The organism is Thermoanaerobacter kivui (genome assembly GCF_000763575.1).
GTDB classification, from domain to species: domain Bacteria; phylum Bacillota; class Thermoanaerobacteria; order Thermoanaerobacterales; family Thermoanaerobacteraceae; genus Thermoanaerobacter; species Thermoanaerobacter kivui.
This window is the reverse complement of the sequence record NZ_CP009170.1, coordinates 1,846,828-1,864,094: the sequence shown is the minus strand read 5'-3', so window position 1 is coordinate 1,864,094 and position 17,267 is coordinate 1,846,828. Positions and strand designations below refer to the sequence as shown.

The 17,267-nt window shown below is 36.3% G+C and carries 21 protein-coding genes; all 21 read left to right on the top strand.

Annotated elements, in window-relative coordinates; genetic code table 11:
- The first annotated feature begins 10 nt into the window (after positions 1–10).
- The 21 genes from ptb to TKV_RS09305 all read left to right on the top strand — a co-directional run bounded on the left by ptb (position 11) and on the right by TKV_RS09305 (position 17,244).
- Positions 11–907 carry a phosphate butyryltransferase gene (ptb, locus tag TKV_RS09405; protein WP_003867443.1) on the top strand — a complete coding sequence of 299 codons (897 nt, stop codon included), beginning with the start codon at positions 11–13 and terminating at the stop codon, positions 905–907.
- A gap of 25 nt (positions 908–932) precedes the next feature.
- Positions 933–2,000: a Glu/Leu/Phe/Val family dehydrogenase gene (locus TKV_RS09400; protein WP_049685719.1), complete on the top strand. Its 1,068-nt coding sequence runs from the start codon at positions 933–935 to the stop codon at positions 1,998–2,000.
- 120 nt (positions 2,001–2,120) lie between these two features.
- Positions 2,121–3,194, top strand: a complete 1,074-nt coding sequence (gene buk, locus TKV_RS09395) for a butyrate kinase (RefSeq protein ID WP_173402352.1) — start codon at positions 2,121–2,123, stop codon at positions 3,192–3,194.
- A gap of 14 nt (positions 3,195–3,208) precedes the next feature.
- Positions 3,209–3,883 (top strand): hypothetical protein, encoded by a 675-nt coding sequence (locus tag TKV_RS09390; RefSeq protein WP_049685717.1) that lies wholly within the window; start codon positions 3,209–3,211, stop codon positions 3,881–3,883.
- A gap of 14 nt (positions 3,884–3,897) precedes the next feature.
- On the top strand, positions 3,898–4,110 hold the full coding sequence (locus tag TKV_RS09385; protein WP_003870047.1) for a 4Fe-4S binding protein: 213 nt from the start codon (positions 3,898–3,900) through the stop codon (positions 4,108–4,110).
- Between the two features lie 15 nt (positions 4,111–4,125).
- Positions 4,126–5,193: a 3-methyl-2-oxobutanoate dehydrogenase subunit VorB gene (locus TKV_RS09380; RefSeq protein ID WP_049685716.1), complete on the top strand. Its 1,068-nt coding sequence runs from the start codon at positions 4,126–4,128 to the stop codon at positions 5,191–5,193.
- Positions 5,193–5,942, top strand: a complete 750-nt coding sequence (locus TKV_RS09375; protein WP_003870045.1) for a thiamine pyrophosphate-dependent enzyme — start codon at positions 5,193–5,195, stop codon at positions 5,940–5,942. The genes TKV_RS09380 and TKV_RS09375 overlap by 1 nt, the downstream gene beginning before the upstream one ends.
- A gap of 2 nt (positions 5,943–5,944) precedes the next feature.
- Positions 5,945–6,502 carry a 2-oxoacid:acceptor oxidoreductase family protein gene (locus tag TKV_RS09370; RefSeq protein WP_049685715.1) on the top strand — a complete coding sequence of 186 codons (558 nt, stop codon included), beginning with the start codon at positions 5,945–5,947 and terminating at the stop codon, positions 6,500–6,502.
- A gap of 327 nt (positions 6,503–6,829) precedes the next feature.
- Positions 6,830–7,720, top strand: a complete 891-nt coding sequence (locus TKV_RS09365) for a bifunctional enoyl-CoA hydratase/phosphate acetyltransferase (protein ID WP_049685714.1) — start codon at positions 6,830–6,832, stop codon at positions 7,718–7,720.
- Between the two features lie 30 nt (positions 7,721–7,750).
- Positions 7,751–9,484, top strand: coding sequence for an indolepyruvate ferredoxin oxidoreductase subunit alpha (gene iorA, locus TKV_RS09360; RefSeq protein ID WP_049685713.1), 1,734 nt, complete (start codon positions 7,751–7,753; stop codon positions 9,482–9,484).
- Between the two features lie 6 nt (positions 9,485–9,490).
- Entirely contained in the window at positions 9,491–10,066 is a 576-nt protein-coding gene (locus TKV_RS09355; protein ID WP_049685712.1) for an indolepyruvate oxidoreductase subunit beta, read from the top strand.
- Between the two features lie 115 nt (positions 10,067–10,181).
- Complete coding sequence (locus tag TKV_RS09350) at positions 10,182–10,781, top strand: lysophospholipid acyltransferase family protein (protein WP_049685711.1); 600 nt, start codon at positions 10,182–10,184, stop codon at positions 10,779–10,781.
- A 68-nt stretch (positions 10,782–10,849) separates the two neighbouring features.
- Complete coding sequence (gene glmM, locus TKV_RS09345) at positions 10,850–12,193, top strand: phosphoglucosamine mutase (RefSeq protein ID WP_049685710.1); 1,344 nt, start codon at positions 10,850–10,852, stop codon at positions 12,191–12,193.
- A gap of 259 nt (positions 12,194–12,452) precedes the next feature.
- Positions 12,453–14,279 (top strand): glutamine--fructose-6-phosphate transaminase (isomerizing), encoded by a 1,827-nt coding sequence (gene glmS / locus TKV_RS09340; RefSeq protein WP_049685709.1) that lies wholly within the window; start codon positions 12,453–12,455, stop codon positions 14,277–14,279.
- A gap of 53 nt (positions 14,280–14,332) precedes the next feature.
- Positions 14,333–14,485, top strand: a complete 153-nt coding sequence (locus tag TKV_RS13020) for a hypothetical protein (protein WP_158506604.1) — start codon at positions 14,333–14,335, stop codon at positions 14,483–14,485.
- Between the two features lie 387 nt (positions 14,486–14,872).
- Positions 14,873–15,352: a hypothetical protein gene (locus TKV_RS09330; protein ID WP_049685707.1), complete on the top strand. Its 480-nt coding sequence runs from the start codon at positions 14,873–14,875 to the stop codon at positions 15,350–15,352.
- A gap of 37 nt (positions 15,353–15,389) precedes the next feature.
- Positions 15,390–15,620: a hypothetical protein gene (locus TKV_RS09325; RefSeq protein WP_049685706.1), complete on the top strand. Its 231-nt coding sequence runs from the start codon at positions 15,390–15,392 to the stop codon at positions 15,618–15,620.
- 45 nt (positions 15,621–15,665) lie between these two features.
- Complete coding sequence (locus TKV_RS09320) at positions 15,666–15,848, top strand: hypothetical protein (RefSeq protein ID WP_049685705.1); 183 nt, start codon at positions 15,666–15,668, stop codon at positions 15,846–15,848.
- A gap of 335 nt (positions 15,849–16,183) precedes the next feature.
- Complete coding sequence (locus TKV_RS09315; RefSeq protein ID WP_049685704.1) at positions 16,184–16,477, top strand: putative zinc-binding protein; 294 nt, start codon at positions 16,184–16,186, stop codon at positions 16,475–16,477.
- A 91-nt stretch (positions 16,478–16,568) separates the two neighbouring features.
- Entirely contained in the window at positions 16,569–16,907 is a 339-nt protein-coding gene (locus TKV_RS09310) for an ArsR/SmtB family transcription factor (protein WP_049685703.1), read from the top strand.
- Positions 16,891–17,244, top strand: a complete 354-nt coding sequence (locus tag TKV_RS09305; RefSeq protein ID WP_049685702.1) for a DUF169 domain-containing protein — start codon at positions 16,891–16,893, stop codon at positions 17,242–17,244. Before TKV_RS09310 ends, TKV_RS09305 begins: the two co-directional genes overlap by 17 nt.
- The last annotated feature ends 23 nt before the right edge of the window (positions 17,245–17,267 follow it).

Here is a 17,267-nt window from a genome sequence, read left to right as displayed (position 1 = left end):
GGTGTAGGATATGAGAACATTTGAAGAAATGTATAATTACGTAAAAGACTTGCCTCCCAAAACTATAGCAGTAGCTCAAGCGGCGGATGAAGATGTATTAGAAGCGATTAAAGAAGCTCATGAAAGAGGCATAGTAAAAGCCATATTAGTTGGTGATAAAGAAAAAATAGAAAGGATAGCATCTTCAATATTAATGCCTTTAAAAGAGCACGAAATAATAGATACAAAAAATAACTTAGAAGCTTGTCGCGAAGCTGTAAAGATTGTGAGTGAAGGCAAAGCGGACATATTGATGAAAGGCCTTGTACAGACGGCGGAGATATTAAGGGTTGTTTTAGATAAGGAAATTGGTCTTCGAACTGGTAGAACGTTAAGCCATGTAGCTGTTTTTGAGTCTCCTTATAACAGGCTTATACTTTTGACAGATGCGGCAATGAACATTGCCCCTGATTTGAAAGTGAAAATAGACATAATTTTAAATGCAGTAGACGTTGCAAGGCAAATTGGAATTGATGCTCCAAGGGTTGCAGTTTTAGGAGCTGTCGAAACAGTTAATCCTGATATGCAAGCTACATTAGATGCAGCAATACTTTCAAAAATGAGTGAAAGAGGTCAAATCAAAGGGGCTATAATAGATGGACCGTTGGCTCTTGATAATGCTTTATCGGTAGAAGCGGCGCGGCATAAAGGTATAATAAGCCCTGTTGCGGGGAATGCCGATATTCTTCTGGTTCCTGATATAGAAGCTGGTAATATGCTGTATAAAGCTATAACCTATATAGCAGAAAGAAGGATAGCAGGAATAATAATGGGGGCAAAAAGGCCGATTGTCTTGACTTCAAGGGCAGACTCCAGTGAAGCTAAATTTAACTCTATAATGTTGGCATCTCTTGCTTCTAATGTTTGATTATTAAATAGGGGGGAAGATATTTATGAAAATATTTGACATAATGGAAACTAAAGATTATGAAAATGTGATTTTATGCCATGACAAGACTTCGGGTCTTAAGGCGATAATTGCAATTCATGACACAACTTTAGGTCCTGCTTTAGGCGGATGTAGGATGTGGACTTATGACTCAGAAGAGGATGCAATAAACGACGCTTTAAGGCTTGCAAGAGGGATGACTTACAAAAATGCTGCTGCTGGTTTAAACTTAGGTGGTGGTAAAACAGTTGTAATTGGAAATCCAAGAAAAGACAAATCAGAAGCATTGTTTAGAAGTCTTGGAAGGTATATAGAGTCCCTTAAAGGAAGATATATAACTGCTGAGGACGTGGGAACAAACTTAAAAGATATGGAATATATACATTATGAGACAAAATACGTTGCAGGGCTGGCTGAAACCAGTGGTGACCCATCTCCTTTTACAGCATATGGGGTATTTAGAGGAATACAAGCAGCAAGCGAAGAAGTTTTTGGTACTTCAGATCTTAAAGGCATGAGAATTGCAATACAAGGAGTAGGAAATGTAGGATACAATTTAGCAAAGCACCTATATGAAGCAGGAGCAAAGCTAATTGTAACAGACATATTTGAGGACAATGTAAAAAGAGCGGTGGAAGAATTTAAAGCCGAATATGTAAAGCCGGATGAGATATACGGGGTAGAATGTGATATATTTGCGCCTTGTGCTTTAGGAGCGATAATAAACGATGAGACAATTCCACAGCTTAAGTGCAAGATAGTAGCAGGTTCAGCTAATAACCAGTTAAAAGAAGAAAGGCATGGAGACATACTGCAGGAGAAAGGTATACTCTATGTTCCGGATTATATCATAAATGCTGGTGGAGTGATAAATGTAGCTGATGAGCTTAATCCTTCTGGCTACAACAGAGAAAGGGCTATGAGAAAGGTTTCAATGATATTTGATACAGTGAAAAAGGTGATACAGAAGTCCAAAGAAGAGAACATACCGACATATGTTGCAGCTGACAGAGTTGCGGAAGAGAGGATAAAAACTATTGCTGCCGTAAAAGACAATTATATTGTTAAATAATGAGCAGGATCTTCCTGCTCATTCCTTAAAATTTTGAAATAACATTAATAAATTTTTGAAAAAACTTTAATGTAAAAATGAAGTGTAATATAATATAAATTGAGGAAGTAGACGGAGGGGATTGTTTTGTTTTTGATTCTCGTAATAAATCCCGGTTCTACATCTACAAAAGTTGCCGTGTTTAGAGACAAAGAGTCGGTTTTTACTGAGACTTTGAGACACAGCACTGAAGAACTTAGCAAATACAAAAGTATTATTGACCAGTTTGAATTTAGAACTCAGGCGATTTTAAATATGTTAAAAGAAAAAGGCATTTCTCTTTCAGAAATTGATGCAATAGTAGGGAGAGGCGGACTTTTAAAGCCAATAGAAAGTGGAACTTATATTGTAAATGAAAAAATGTTAGAGGATTTAAAGAAGGCTGAAAGAGGAGAACATGCTTCCAATTTAGGGGGTATAATTGCTTATACTTTAGCTAAAGAACACAATATTCCAGCCTATATAGTAGACCCTGTAGTAGTAGATGAATTAGAGGATATAGCAAGAATAACAGGAATGCCTGAGATTGAAAAATCTAGTATATTCCATGCTTTAAATCAAAAAGCAATTGCTCGCCGTTTAGCTGCTGATTTAAACAAAAAATACGAAGAAGTAAATTTAATTATTGCTCATTTAGGTGGCGGTATATCTATTGGGGCTCATAAACACGGCAGGGTAGTAGATGTAAATGATGCTTTAAATGGGGAAGGGCCTTTTTCTCCAGAAAGAGCGGGAGGCCTTCCTGTACTTGACTTAGTAAAATTATGTTATAGTGGTAAATACACCTATCAGGAGATGAAAAAGAAGTTAATAGGACAAGGGGGAATAGTGGCACATTTAGGCACTAACGATGTAAGAGAAGTTTATAAAAAAATTGAAGAAGGAGATAAAAAAGCAGAATTGGTCTTAGAAGCTATGGCCTATCAGACAGCTAAGGAAATTGGAGCGATGGCAGTGGTTTTAAAAGGCCATGTAGATGCAGTAGGAATTACAGGTGGAATTGCGTATAACGAGGATTTTGTAAAAAGGATAAGTGAAAGGGTAAAATTTATAGCTCCTGTTTATGTATATCCAGGTGAGGATGAAATGTTAGCTTTGGCGCAGGGGGCATATCGGGTACTTAGCGGTGAAGAAAAAGCTAAAATGTATAGTTAAAAGGATGATGGATAATGGATTTTAAAAGGTTGACAATTGTAGTAGGGCATTACGGTACAGGTAAGACCGAGGTTGCAATAAATTATGCTAAGTTTATAAGAGAATCAGGAAAAGAGGTAGAAATAGTCGATTTAGATATTGTAAATCCATATTTTAGGTTGAGGGAAGTGAGAAAAGAACTTTTTGATAAGTGGGGAATACGAGTAGCAGGAGTAGAAGAGAAATATATGAATGCAGATGTGCCTGCTATTTCCCGCAATATCTATGGGGCATTATACAGCAAGGATAAATATGCAGTCTTCGATGTTGGGGGAGACGATGTAGGAGCAACTCCATTAGGTCAGTATCGGCATATAATAAAGGATCAAGGTGCAGAAGTATTATTTGTAGTTAATGTAAACAGGCCACTTACAAAAGATGTAGAATCGGTCATTGAATATCTTAAATCGATTGAAGAAGCAGCTAAAATTAAAGTAACTCATTTGGTAAACAATACTCATTTATCTTATGAAACAACAGTAGAGGATATTTTAAAAGGTCAAAAAGTGGTGGAGGAAGTCTCAAAAATTACAGGGATACCTATTAAGATGGTGACTGTAAAAAGAGAATTGCTCAACAAAGTTCCTGACTTAGGATATCCGATATTTCCAATTGACCTTTATATGAAAACTCCATGGGATAAAATGTGAGAGGAGGAATTTATGTGGCAAAAGTTATTTTTAATGAAGATTTATGTAAAGGTTGTGAATTGTGTGTAAATGCTTGTCCCAAGAAAATTATTGAAATGGACATGAGCAAAATAAATGTGAAGGGATATCATCCTGCCACTGTTAAACCGGAAAATATGAACAAATGTATAGGTTGTGCATTTTGCGCTATGATGTGTCCTGATACTGTTATAACAGTTATAAAATAAATGGAGGGGAGTAAGATGGCTAAGGTATTAATGAAAGGTAATGAGGCGTTAGCGGAAGCAGCTATTCAAGCTGGGTGTAGACATTACTTTGGTTATCCTATAACACCTCAAAATGAGGTTACAGCTTACATGGCAAAGAGAATGCCAGAGGTAGGTGGCGTATTTTTACAAGCAGAAAGTGAAGTTTCTGCTATAAATATGGTATATGGAGCAGGTGGAGCAGGAGCTCGTGTTATGACTTCCACCAGCAGCCCTGGTTTGAGTCTTATGCAAGAAGGTATCTCATATCTTGCAGGTGCTCAAGTACCTTGTGTAATTGTGAATATAATGAGGGGTGGCCCAGGATTAGGAGATATTCAAGGAGCTCAAGGAGATTACTTTCAATCTACAAAAGGAGGAGGCCATGGAGATTATAGATTGATTGTCCTTGCTCCTTCTACAATCCAAGAAATGGCAGATTTAGTCCAAGAAGCTTTTGATATTGCAGATGAATATAGGAACCCTGTTGTTATATTGGGAGACGGGATGTTAGGTCAGATGATGGAACCTGTAGATTTTGAAAATATTCAAAAAAGAAAGAGAGATATTCCAGAAAAAACATGGGCTACTACAGGAAGAGGAAATAGAGAGCATAGAAACATAATCAATTCTTTATATATCGATCCACCTGTATTAGAGAAATATAATTATCAATTATTTGAAAAATATGCAAAAGCTGAAAAGAATGAAGTTAGATATGAAATGATAAATTGCGAAGATGCGGAGGTTATTTTAGTTGCCTATGGTACTATTGCCCGCGTAGCAAAGAATGTGATGAATATTGCGAGAAGAGAAGGGTATAAAGTAGGATTAATAAGACCTATCTCCTTGTGGCCTTTCCCGAAAGAGCCTTTTGAAAAGACAGTTGATACCGCAAAAGCTTATTTGACTGTAGAAATGAGCATGGGACAAATGGTAGAAGATGTAAAACTTGCAGTACAATTCAAAAAGCCGGTCTATTTCTACGGAAGGCCGGGTGGTATGATACCAGAGCCAGCTGTGATGCTAGAACAAATTAAGAAAATAGCAGGAGGTGCGAAATAATGGCTGTTGTATTTCAAAAAACAAAGGGATTGACAGATACGCCTTTTCATTATTGTCCAGGCTGTACTCATGGTATAATCCACAGGTTAGTAGCTGAAATTATGGAAGAGTTAGATGTTTTAGATAAGGCAATAGGTGTTGCTCCTGTAGGATGTGCTGTATTTGCATATGACTATTTTAATTGTGATATGCAAGAGGCAGCTCATGGGAGGGCTCCAGCAGTTGCTACAGGTATTAAGAGAGTTCATCCTGATAAAATTGTGTTTACTTATCAAGGAGATGGAGACTTAGCAGCTATTGGAACAGCAGAGATTGTTCATGCGGCTGCAAGGGGAGAAAATATAACAGTTATTTTTGTCAACAATGCTAACTATGGAATGACAGGAGGACAAATGGCTCCTACTACATTAATTGGTCAGGAAACAACTACTACTCCTTACGGAAGAAAGCCAGAAATAAATGGTTATCCCATTAGAGTGAGTGAAATGCTAGCGACCCTTGAGGGTACAGCATATATCGAAAGAGTATCTGTTTACGATGTAAAACATGTAATGCAGGCTAAAAAAGCCATAAAAAATGCATTTTTAGCTCAAATACAAAAAAAGGGGTTTTCTATGATAGAAGTGCTCTCTAGTTGTCCTACTAACTGGGGTATGACACCGGTAGAGGCATTAAATTGGATAAAAGAGCACATGGAACCGTATTACCCTTTGGGTGTGTATAAAAACACCTTAGAGGAGGTTAAGTAATTATGGAAGAAAGAATAATTTTTGCAGGCTTTGGTGGTCAAGGAGTTTTATCAATGGGGCTTATAATTACCTATGCGGGAATGTTTGAAGGGAAAAATGTGTCTTGGACTCCTTCTTATGGTCCTGAAATGAGAGGAGGAACTGCCTATTGTAATGTCACTGTATCAGATGAGGAAGTAGGCTCTCCAATTATTACAGAGGCTACCTCTGTAGTTGTAATGAATAGGCCTTCTTTAGACAAATATGAATCTTATGTGATACCAGGTGGAAAATTATTCATAAATACTTCATTAGTAGATAGAAAAGCAGAGAGAAAAGATATAGAAGTGTATGAGATACCTGCCAATGATATTGCTAATGAATTGGGTAATTTAAAAATTGCTAACATGGTGATGATAGGAGCTTTCATAGAAGCCACTAAAGTTGTAAAAATGGAAACAGTACTAAAAGCTCTGCCTGAGGTCTTTGGCAAAGGTAAAGAGCATTTGATGCCTATAAATGAAAAAGCGTTAAATAGGGGAGCAGAATTAGTAAAAAGTCTCATTACAACTAAAAAATAACCTCTTCGGAGGTTATTTCAGTTTGTTGACAAAGTTAAAGAATATTCAAAGGAGATATTTTGCATCGTCGCTCCGATGTTCCAAAGCGACAAAACTAAAGCTCGACCTTCGGGCTCCGGCAGGGTACCGGGCACAATCGGCCTCCTTGCCTCAGGTGCCCGCCTTCGACATCCATGGCTTCGGCCCTGCCTCCACCCTCGGTCTTGCTAAGTTTTGTTACCGCTTTGTAACAAGTCGCTCCTTATGCAAAATATCTCCTTTACGAAAGTTTGTCTACAGTCTGAAATAACCTCTTCGGAGGTTATTTTTTCTGTAGGAGGTGTAAACTTGAAAAAATTAAGTGAAATTGTAAAGAAAGCAAAAGGATTCAATAAAATATTTACTGTGGCAGGGGCAGAAGACTGTGAAGTATTGTTAGCATGCGAATCTGCAAGAAAAGAAGGGATAGGAAATCCTATATTGGTAGGTATTAAAGAAAAAATAGAAACTATTGCAAAAGATATAGGCATTGATATTAAGCAATATGAAATAATTGATGAAAAAGAAGAGTCGGAAAAATGCAAAAGGGCAGTTTTAGAAGTTAGAGAAGGTAGGGCTTCTTTTGTCATGAAAGGCCTTGTTCCTACGGCTACTCTTTTAAAAGCTGTACTTGACGGCGAATACGGAATTAGAGGAGAAGGACTACTCAGTCATGTAATGGTTTATGAAATTCCCAACTATCACAAGTTATTGCTTTTGACTGATGGAGGAATGAATATAAGTCCCACTTTAGAAGAGAAAGTGCAAATTTTAAAAAATGCTATTAAAGTGGCAAAAGCTATAGAAATAGAAAATCCTAAAGTAGCGTGTTTGTCGGCGGTAGAAGTGGTAAACCCTAAAATGCCTTCCACTGTTGAAGCCGCTAAATTAAAGGAAATGAACCAAAGAGGTGAGATAGAAGGAATAGTAGATGGTCCTTTAGCTTTTGACCTTGCCATAAGCAAAGAGGCGGCAATTCACAAAGGAGTAAAAAGTGAGGTTGCAGGAGATGCCGATATTTTGTTGGTGCCATTTATAGAGGTAGGAAATGCTTTAGGTAAAAGCTTTACTTATTTTGCAAAGGCAAGAAGTGCGGGAATTGTGGTAGGAGCAAAAGCGCCAATTGTTCTAGTTTCAAGAGCTGATTCCCACGAAGATAAGTTTAATTCTATAGCTTTTGCCTGTGCAGTATCTTTTTGATAACGATAAATTAAATGGGGGGGAAAATGAATGAAAAAAATAATGATGGGAGATGAAGCAGTAGCAAGAGGTGCTTATGAGTACGGCATCACTTTTGCTGCTGCATACCCTGGTACACCAAGCACAGAGATAATAGAGAATATAGCTAAGTACAAAGAAATATATTCTGAATGGGCGCCAAATGAAAAAGTTGCTGTTGAAGCAGCAATTGGTGCTTCTATCGCAGGCGCAAGAAGTCTTGCTGCTATGAAACATGTTGGCCTTAATGTGGCAGCAGACCCACTTTTCACTTTTGCATATACAGGTGTTAATGGGGGTTGTGTAATTGTAACGGCAGATGACCCTGGAATGCACTCATCACAAAATGAACAGGACAATAGGTATTATGCAAAATTTGCTAAAATACCCATGTTAGAACCTTCAGACAGTCAAGAATGTAAAGATTTTGTAGGAGACGCATTGGACATAAGTGAAAAGTACGATACTCCTGTTTTGTTAAGGCTTACAACAAGGGTAAGTCATGGCAAAGGAGTAGTAGAATTAGGTGAAAGACAAAATGTAGAGATGAAACCTTATAAAAAAGATATTCCTAAATATGTAATGGTGCCTGCTAATGCACAAAAAAGGCATGTAGTTGTAGAAGAAAGATTAAAGGCTTTAAGACAATTGTCAGAAGAAATTTCTATTAACAGAATAGAATGGAATGATAGAGAAATTGGCATAATTACCAGTGGTATAAGCTATCTTTATGTAAAAGAAGTTTTTGGAGATGAAGTTTCAATCTTAAAATTAGGAATGACTTATCCTTTGCCATCAGAGCTTATAAAAAAATTCGCAGAAGGAGTTAAAAAACTATACGTTGTAGAGGAATTGGAACCTTACATCGAAGAACATGTAAAAAGCTTAGGAATAAAAGTCATAGGCAAAGAGATATTGCCGATAGTAGGGGAATTAAATCCTGGTATAATACGAAAAGCTATAAAGGGTGAAGAATTAGAGCATATATCAGTTGATACAAAAGTGCCAGGTAGACCTCCTATGCTTTGTGCAGGATGTCCTCACAGGGGAGTTTTCTACGTATTGAAAAAAAAGAGAGTTCCAGTCTTAGGCGACATTGGATGTTATACTTTAGGGGCAGCTCCTCCACTGGAAGCTATAGATACATGTGTTTGCATGGGAGCAAGTATTTCTGGATCTCACGGATTCCAAAAGGCCAATGAACACAAAGGAAGGAAACAAAAGATTTTTAGTGTAATAGGTGACTCAACTTTCTTCCATTCAGGAATAACAGGTTTGATTGATATAGTATACAATAAAGGAAATGCTGTACCTATAATTCTTGACAACCGCATAACAGCTATGACGGGGCATCAGCACAATCCTGGAACTGGGAAAACTTTGATGGGAGAAGAGGCTCCAGAAATAGATATAGCGAAATTAAGTGAAGCAATAGGAGTAAAAAGAGTAAGAGTGGTTGATCCTTTTAACTTAAAAGAAGTTGAAAATGCTGTTGATGAAGCTATGAATACTGACGATACAATGGTAATTGTAGCAAAGGGACCTTGTGCTTTGATTCCTCCGAGACCTCAGGGAGAGTGTAGAATAGACCAAGATAAATGCAAAAAATGCGGTTTGTGTCTAAGGATAGGTTGTCCTGCTATAAGCAAAAAAGATGGAATATTTAGCATAGACCCTGACCAGTGTACCGGATGTACAGTTTGTATGCAGGTATGTCCTTTCGATGCTATAGAAAAGGTGAGGTGAAATAAAGTGCAAGAAGTGAAAAGCATATTAATGGTAGGGGTAGGAGGGCAAGGCACTATTCTAGCCAGTAATGTTTTGGCGGAAGGACTATTAAAAAGTGGTTATGATGTAAAAATGTCAGAAGTCCACGGCATGTCTCAAAGAGGAGGAAGTGTCAATACTCAAATAAGGTTTGGAGAAAAAGTTTATTCTCCAGTCATTGAAGTTGGGGCTGCTGATGTTATCGTAGCCTTTGAAAAAATGGAAGCTGTGCGATGGTTAAATTATCTTAAAAAAGACGGCGTTGTTATTGTAAATACGGTAGAAATACCTCCACTTTCTGTGCTCATAAGCAAAGAAGAGTATCCCAAGAACTTAATTGAGGAAATATCAAAAAGCGTAAAGACAATTGCAGTAGATGCAGATAAAATAGCAGAGAGCCTTGGAAATATAAAGGCTCAAAATATAGTTCTTTTAGGAGTACTTGTTAAATATTTAGGACTACAAGGCATTGATTGGGAAGAGGTAATAAAAAATAACGTGCCACAAAAATTTGTTGAATTAAATATAAATGCATTTAAAAAAGGACTTGAGATAAACTGAGGAAGAGATTATCTTCCTCCTTTTTATTAAAAGAAGGATTGTCAAATATTATGACGAATATATTTTATAGCACTGTTTTATGAACTTGTCATGAAGGAAGGGAGGTATTATTTTTTTGTTATATAGAATTTTACGGTTTATTGCTAAATTGATTCTTAAGATATTCTATTCCTTTGAAGTAAAATGTGAGAAAAATTTGCCTGAGGGAGCTTGTATTTTTGTTGCAAACCATCAAAGTTTGCTAGACCCAGTTGTGGTAGCCTGTTCTGTAAAAAGACCCGTTATATTTTTAGCAAGTTCTGAACTTTATAAAAGACGTTTTTTAAAATATTTTTTAAAAATTGATAAAGCAATTCCCATAAAGAAAAATTCGCCTGATTTAAATGGCATAAAACAGGCGTTATTTAGACTAAAGGAGGGAAACTCTATAGGATTATTTCCAGAAGGAGGAATATCACCAACTGGCAAAGTAGAAAAAATGTATGAAGGGGCTATGTATATAGCATATAAATCGGGAAAGCCCATTGTGCCAGTGGCTATAAAAGGCACAAGAGAAATACTACCTTTTGGCAAATATTTTCCTAAATTTAGGGGAAAAATTGAACTAAAAATAGGGGAACCAATTTACCCAAATCTGAATATTGATATAAAGATGGAAATTATTGAATTGAGAGACAAAGTTATGCAAAATATATTAACAATGTTGGAGGAATAGTGTAAATTGAAATATGGTTTTCACTGTGATAAAATATTATCGTATGATTTATTGAGAGGAGATAGAAAATGGCAAGGTTGTTTGGTACAGATGGTGTTAGAGGTATAGCTAATTATGACTTGACTCCACAACTTGCTTTTGAACTAGGAAGAGCAGGAGCATATGCTTTGACGGAAGGAAGTCATAGGCCCAAAATTGTAGTGGGAAAAGACAGCCGTATTTCTAGCGACATGCTAGAATGCGCATTAGCTGCTGGCCTTACCTCTGTAGGGGCGGAGGTCATAAGTGTGGGGATAATTCCTACACCAGCGATAGCTTACCTTACCCGATTATATCAAGCAGATGCTGGAGTTATGATATCGGCATCTCATAATCCCGTAGAGTACAATGGGATAAAATTTTTTGATAAAAATGGGTATAAATTGCCAGATGAAGTAGAAGATAGAATAGAAAATATAATAAAAGAAAAAATTGAGTTGCCTTCTCCTATTGGGACGGGAATAGGTACCAGGAAAGAATACACAAATTCTCATAGAGATTACATAGAGTTCTTAAAGTCTACTATTGATGGGGATTTAAAGGGAATGAAAATTGTAATTGATTGTGCTTATGGAGCTAGTAGCACAGTAGCGCCAATTCTATTTAAAGAACTAGGGGCGGAAGTCATATTACATGGAGCAGAGCCTATAGGGGAAAAGATAAATGTCAATTGTGGGTCTACTCATCCTGAAAAATTGCAACAACTCGTCATAGAAAATGGGGCCGACATAGGTTTAGCCTTTGACGGAGATGCTGATAGGCTTATTGCAGTTGATGAAAAAGGAAACGTTGTTGATGGAGACCACATAATGGCAATATGTGCTATAGATTTAAAGAAAAAAGGTAGGTTAAAAAATAACACAGTTGTGGCAACGGTTATGAGCAATATCGGTTTTGAAATTGCACTTAAAGAGCAAGGGATTAATCTCATAAGGACAAAAGTAGGAGACAGATATGTTTTAGAAGAAATGATAAAAGGCGGATATTCTATTGGTGGCGAACAATCAGGCCATATTATTTTCCTTAATGACAATACTACTGGAGATGGGGAAATTACTGCTTTAAAACTTTGTTCTATTTTAAAAGAAAGTGGCAAAAAATTGTCAGAGTTAGCTGCCTGCATGGTTACTTACCCACAAGTCCTTATAAATGCAAAAGTAAAAAATGAGTTAAAACATGCTTATTTAGAGGATGAAGAAATAAAAAGGGAAATTGAAAACTTAGAAAGGGAAATGAGAGGAGAAGGACGAGTACTTATAAGACCCTCGGGTACTGAGCCTCTTGTGAGAGTTATGGTAGAAGGAAAAGATTATAATAAAATTAGTCAAATGGCAAAAGAACTTGCCGAATTAATAGAAAGAAAATTAAATTAAATAAAAGTGCGAAAGGTATTATTTGAAAGGGGGGATGCTTATTGAAAAAGAGCAGATAGGCAAAAGCTAAAACTTTAAAAAGCGCCTGGGCTTAAAGTATACACTTTAAGCTGACGAGGACAGGGTTTATCGAGTTATCGGCGGGTGCCCTGCGGTTTCCCTGCGACCGATAAAGGACTGGTAAAACCACAGGCGACTGTGGCATAAAGCAGTCCGGGCAGGGAGGAATCTTTATTACAAAAGTGAGAGGAGACCGAGTATGTGTGGAATTGTAGGATATATTGGCGATAAACAGGCGACGCCAATACTTTTAGAAGGTTTGACAAAATTGGAGTATCGAGGCTATGATTCGGCAGGAATTGCCATTTTAAATGATGGCAATATAAATATAAAGAAAGCAAAGGGAAGGTTAAACGTCCTAAAAGAGCTTGTTGAAAAAGATAATATGGTAGGGACAATAGGCATAGGACACACAAGGTGGGCTACGCATGGCGAACCGTCTGATACAAACTCTCATCCTCATTTGTCCCAATCAGGGCTAATTGCAGTAGTTCACAATGGCATAATTGAAAACTATCTTCCACTGAAAAAGTGGCTGTTAGAGGAAGGTTATACCTTTAAGTCTGAGACTGATACAGAAGTTGTAGCAAATTTGTTGGAATATTATTACAATGGCGATATAGTAGAGGCTGTGAAAAAAGTATTAGACAGAATTGAAGGCTCTTATGCTTTAGGTGTTTTGTGCAAAAACAATCCCGATATGATTGTAGCTGCAAGAAAAGAAGCACCTCTTATAGTTGGAATAGGCAATGGTGAAAACTTTATTGCATCTGATATCCCAGCTATATTAAAACATACAAGAAGTGTATATTTTCTTGATGATCATGAGATTGCCATAATTAAAAAAGACAGCGTAGAGTTTATAGACATGTTTGGAAGGCAAGTAGAAAAATCGCTTTTTGAAGTAAAATGGGATGTAGAGGCGGCTGAAAAGGGCGGTTATGAACATTTCATGATAAAAGAAATTCACGAGCAGCCAAGCGCTATAAAAGATACGTTAAGAGGCAGAATAATTGATGATTCAGAAATAGTTTTAGATGATGTGAAAATTACTAAAGAAGACCTTGAAAAGATAGATAAAATTTTTATTGTGGCCTGTGGAACAGCTTATCATGCAGGTGTAGTTGGCAAATACGTCATAGAAAATCTTGCGCGAATACCCGTTGAAGTAGATGTCGCTTCAGAATTTAGATATAGAAACCCCTTAGTAAATGAAAGAACTCTTACAATTGTAATAAGCCAGTCGGGGGAAACAGCAGATACCATTGCTGCATTAAAAGAAGCTAGGAAAAAAGGGTCAAGAGTTATAGCCATTACAAACGTCGTTGGAAGTTCTGTCTCCAGAGAAGCAGATGATGTACTATACACATGGGCGGGACCAGAGATTGCTGTAGCTTCTACCAAAGCTTATACTACGCAACTTGTAGCCCTCTATCTTATAGCTATGGACCTTGCAATAAAAAGAGGAACAATAACTAAAACAAAGGTTATGGAACTTTGTACAGAATTAAAGAAGCTCCCAGAAAAAGTTCAGTACCTTCTTGACAACAAAGAGACAATTCAAAAATTTGCTTATGAACATTACAACGCAAAAGACGTTTTTTACATTGGAAGAGGATTGGACTATGCTGTTGCTATGGAAGGTTCCTTAAAACTTAAAGAAATATCCTATATTCACTCAGAAGCTTATCCGGCTGGTGAGTTAAAACACGGAACTTTAGCCCTTGTAGAAGATGGAACACTTGTGATAGCTCTTGCAACACAAGATGACCTTTTTGAAAAGATGCTCAGCAATATAAAAGAAGTAAAAGCAAGAGGTGGTTTTTTAGTCGCCTTTGCAAAGCAAGGTAATTTGCAGCTGGAGGGCGTTGTAGATAAAGTAATATATATACCTGAAACGCTTAAAGAGCTTACTCCAGTATTGACAGTTGTGCCTTTGCAACTTTTAGCATATTATATGGCAGTTGAAAAAGGCTGCGATGTAGATAAACCACGCAACCTTGCAAAATCAGTAACTGTAGAGTAATGGAGGTCAAAAGGCTGAAGTGTATGTATATTTCAAAAAAATTTTTTCCCCATGTGAAAAAAGTGGTTCCGTTGAGGGGTAAAAAAGGGAAAAGGATAGATGAAGGGATAAGGATAAAGGGTAAAGGAATAAGAGAAGGGATAAGTGATAAGGCCTCAAAAAATGCGGAATTTACGCCACTTATCCCTTTTTCCTTTTATCCTTGACCCTGCCCCATTTGGAAAGACTTTTTTCGCACAAAGTAGAGCAGTGTTTGGGAAATTATAGGAGAAATATTACTGCACTAAGGAAAAACTTTATTGCCTCCCAGAAAATGCCATGCAGATTTTATGCGGGTTTGAGGGATTGGAAATGGAAAGGGTTTTTTACAAATTAACATAGTTAGGGGCAAGGAAAAAGGAGATAAGGATCAAGTTTGGAAATTGTTTTTGGCGGAAGTTTTTCCGTGAGTAAAAATGTCGTTCCAAAAAGGGAAAAAAGTTTTTCCATTAAGAATGATATAGTTCTTAACAAATTTTTTCAAGAGAAAATTTGTTATAATTAGATTGAGATTGTGGAACAAGAAGATACTAAAACTGGAGAGGGAGATAGTTTTGCTTTTTAATAATGAACAGGTTAACAGAGGCAGAAAAATTGTAAATACTGGTATAATTATTTTAATTCTTATTTTGTTCGGAGATTTTACTGTTAATTTAATATCTAATGGTATTAAGGGATTAGCAGAAAAAATCATCATTAATGGACTGATTTTGTTCAATATATTTTTGTATTATAAAGGGAATAAAATAGCGTTTAAAGTAACTATGTTTTTATTATCAATGGTTTATATTTTGATCTTTGGTTTAGTGCCTGTTTATTTGGTTTGGGAATTACTGCGAGTGTTAAATATTTTAGATGCTTTTGGGGGTGCTTTATATTTAGTTATCTTAGCAATAATTATAATAGGAGTTAATATTTTGATATTTAAAACAGGATTTTATGATGATGTTTTAGCCTTTAAAAACTACTATTTCCATTCCCAACAGGATAGTCAGCATCTTCGCTCAGGAAGCAAGGCCTATAAAAAGAGGTAAAGCAAAGGCCGAGATAGAATTTGGCAGAAAAGAAGTATTGGTAAAATCAGAAGAAGGTTTGATAGCTTGCAGTCATGTTGAAGAAGGTAATCCTGCCGACAAAACCCTGGCCGTACCAATGGTGAAGAAGTCTATAAAGATTTTAAATAAAGCACCTAAAGAAGTTGCCGCAGATAGAGGTTTTTACTCTAGCAAAAATGAAACAGAAATACAGGGCCTTAAAGTAAAACATGTTGGTTTATTTTGTAGTTTTTATGACTTTAAATAAAGCTATGTAAATTTTAAAAGACTTATAAAGAGAGGTGCAACATAAGTGTTAGATAAACTTATACAAAGCCTAATTACAGGTGTAATTTATATAGTTTTTATGCTACTTTTAGATAAAAATACAAAAGAAAAATTTAAAAACAAACAGTATAAAAGCATCATAATAGAGTTTTCGCTATTTACTTCAGTTTATTTTGTAATATTTGCACTTTTGAGTAAAATCTTATAAAGATATTTGAAGTGGTAAAGCCTTGAAAAATATAGGGCTTACGCCACTTATCCCTTTTTTCCTTGAACCATGATCCTGCCCCTTTCGGACCAACTTTTTTCACACAAATTAGAGCAGTATTTGGAAAATAATAGGAAAAATAATACTGATTCACAGAAAAACTTTATTCCATCCCATAAAATTCCATGTAGATTTTATGCGGGTTGGAGGAGAGGAGAAGGGAAAGAGTTTTTTTTAAAATTAACAGTCTCTTCAACTTCTTGACAAATACAATTCAGTATGATATATTTATATACGCACATTTGTATATAAATATAATTATAGGAGTGATCTTTATGAAGTTAGGTATTTTGCCTTGCCAAGGGGCATGTAATGTAGGGAATATGACAAGTAAGGTAGCATTGAAGTATGTAGACAATGAAAAAATTAACATGGTTTGCGCATTAGGACTCCCTTTAGGAATTGAAAAGATTATTGACATGGCGAAGCAAAATGATAAGTTTATTGCACTAAACGGCTGTCCAATGAAGTGTTCATCAAAAGCATTGGATAAAGTAGGAATAACAGGATATGAAGAAATAGTGCTGACCAGTGATTTCGGCATTGAAAAAAAACAAAAACTTCAATGATGTGAGTAATATGGACAAAGTGGAACAAAAGGTTGAAGAGATTATAAAAAGTTTTTTCCATAACCAAAAATGATGAAGAAAGGGTGGAGCGATGGATAAATTGGTAGAATTTTTTAAGGTTTTGTCCGATGAAACAAGGCTGCGGATTTTGGTTTTATTGTTTCATAAAGAACTTTGCGTATGTGAGATGTGCGAAATTATGGAGGAAACACAGCCTAAAATATCCAGGCACCTTGCAAAACTTCGGGATGTTGGATTTGTGAGAGACGAAAGACAAGGACAATGGATTTTTTATTACTTGAATTTGGATGATATCGTTATGAGACATATTATCGAAACTATAGTTAGCAATAAAGAAAGGTATTCTGTTATTCAGAAAGATATTCAAAGACTTCACTCAAAAACGAAATGGTGTGAAAGAAAGGATTAGAAGGAGAGGTGCTGAGCTTAATGAACAATTTATTGGAATGTGCACCAAATTGAAAGAGATTCTTGGGCTTGAAAGAGAACCTGTTGGGGTTAAATTTTTAAAGGAAAAAGAAAAACAAAACCTAAAAGATAATTATGATGATGTGACAAAAACGCGGTACTGCAAGGCGCTTATGAGGGTAGGAAATGGAGAAAAAGTAATGGTTACCAGCGAGAATATTTCATGTCCTGCTTCTGCTGCTGCTTTTGGGCTTAAACCAAGCAATAACTGGTGCAAAATTAGGGGCAAAAGTTACGTTGATAGAACAAAAGAATCTAGGCGGAGTTTGTTTAAATGAAGGCTGTATTTCAACATCAGAGG

Bases quoted from the DNA above. Each gene is read 5' to 3' on its own strand.
- TKV_RS09400 (WP_049685719.1), top strand. From the start codon at position 933: ATGAAAATATTTGACATAATGGAAACTAAAGATTATGAAAATGTGATT.
- TKV_RS09310 (WP_049685703.1), top strand. From the start codon at position 16,569: ATGGATAAATTGGTAGAATTTTTTAAGGTTTTGTCCGATGAAACAAGG.
- ptb (WP_003867443.1), top strand. From the start codon at position 11: ATGAGAACATTTGAAGAAATGTATAATTACGTAAAAGACTTGCCTCCC.
- iorA (WP_049685713.1), top strand. From the start codon at position 7,751: ATGAAAAAAATAATGATGGGAGATGAAGCAGTAGCAAGAGGTGCTTAT.
- TKV_RS09380 (WP_049685716.1), top strand. From the start codon at position 4,126: ATGGCTAAGGTATTAATGAAAGGTAATGAGGCGTTAGCGGAAGCAGCT.
- TKV_RS09375 (WP_003870045.1), top strand. From the start codon at position 5,193: ATGGCTGTTGTATTTCAAAAAACAAAGGGATTGACAGATACGCCTTTT.
- TKV_RS09390 (WP_049685717.1), top strand. From the start codon at position 3,209: ATGGATTTTAAAAGGTTGACAATTGTAGTAGGGCATTACGGTACAGGT.
- TKV_RS09315 (WP_049685704.1), top strand. From the start codon at position 16,184: ATGAAGTTAGGTATTTTGCCTTGCCAAGGGGCATGTAATGTAGGGAAT.
- glmS (WP_049685709.1), top strand. From the start codon at position 12,453: ATGTGTGGAATTGTAGGATATATTGGCGATAAACAGGCGACGCCAATA.
- glmM (WP_049685710.1), top strand. From the start codon at position 10,850: ATGGCAAGGTTGTTTGGTACAGATGGTGTTAGAGGTATAGCTAATTAT.
- TKV_RS09370 (WP_049685715.1), top strand. From the start codon at position 5,945: ATGGAAGAAAGAATAATTTTTGCAGGCTTTGGTGGTCAAGGAGTTTTA.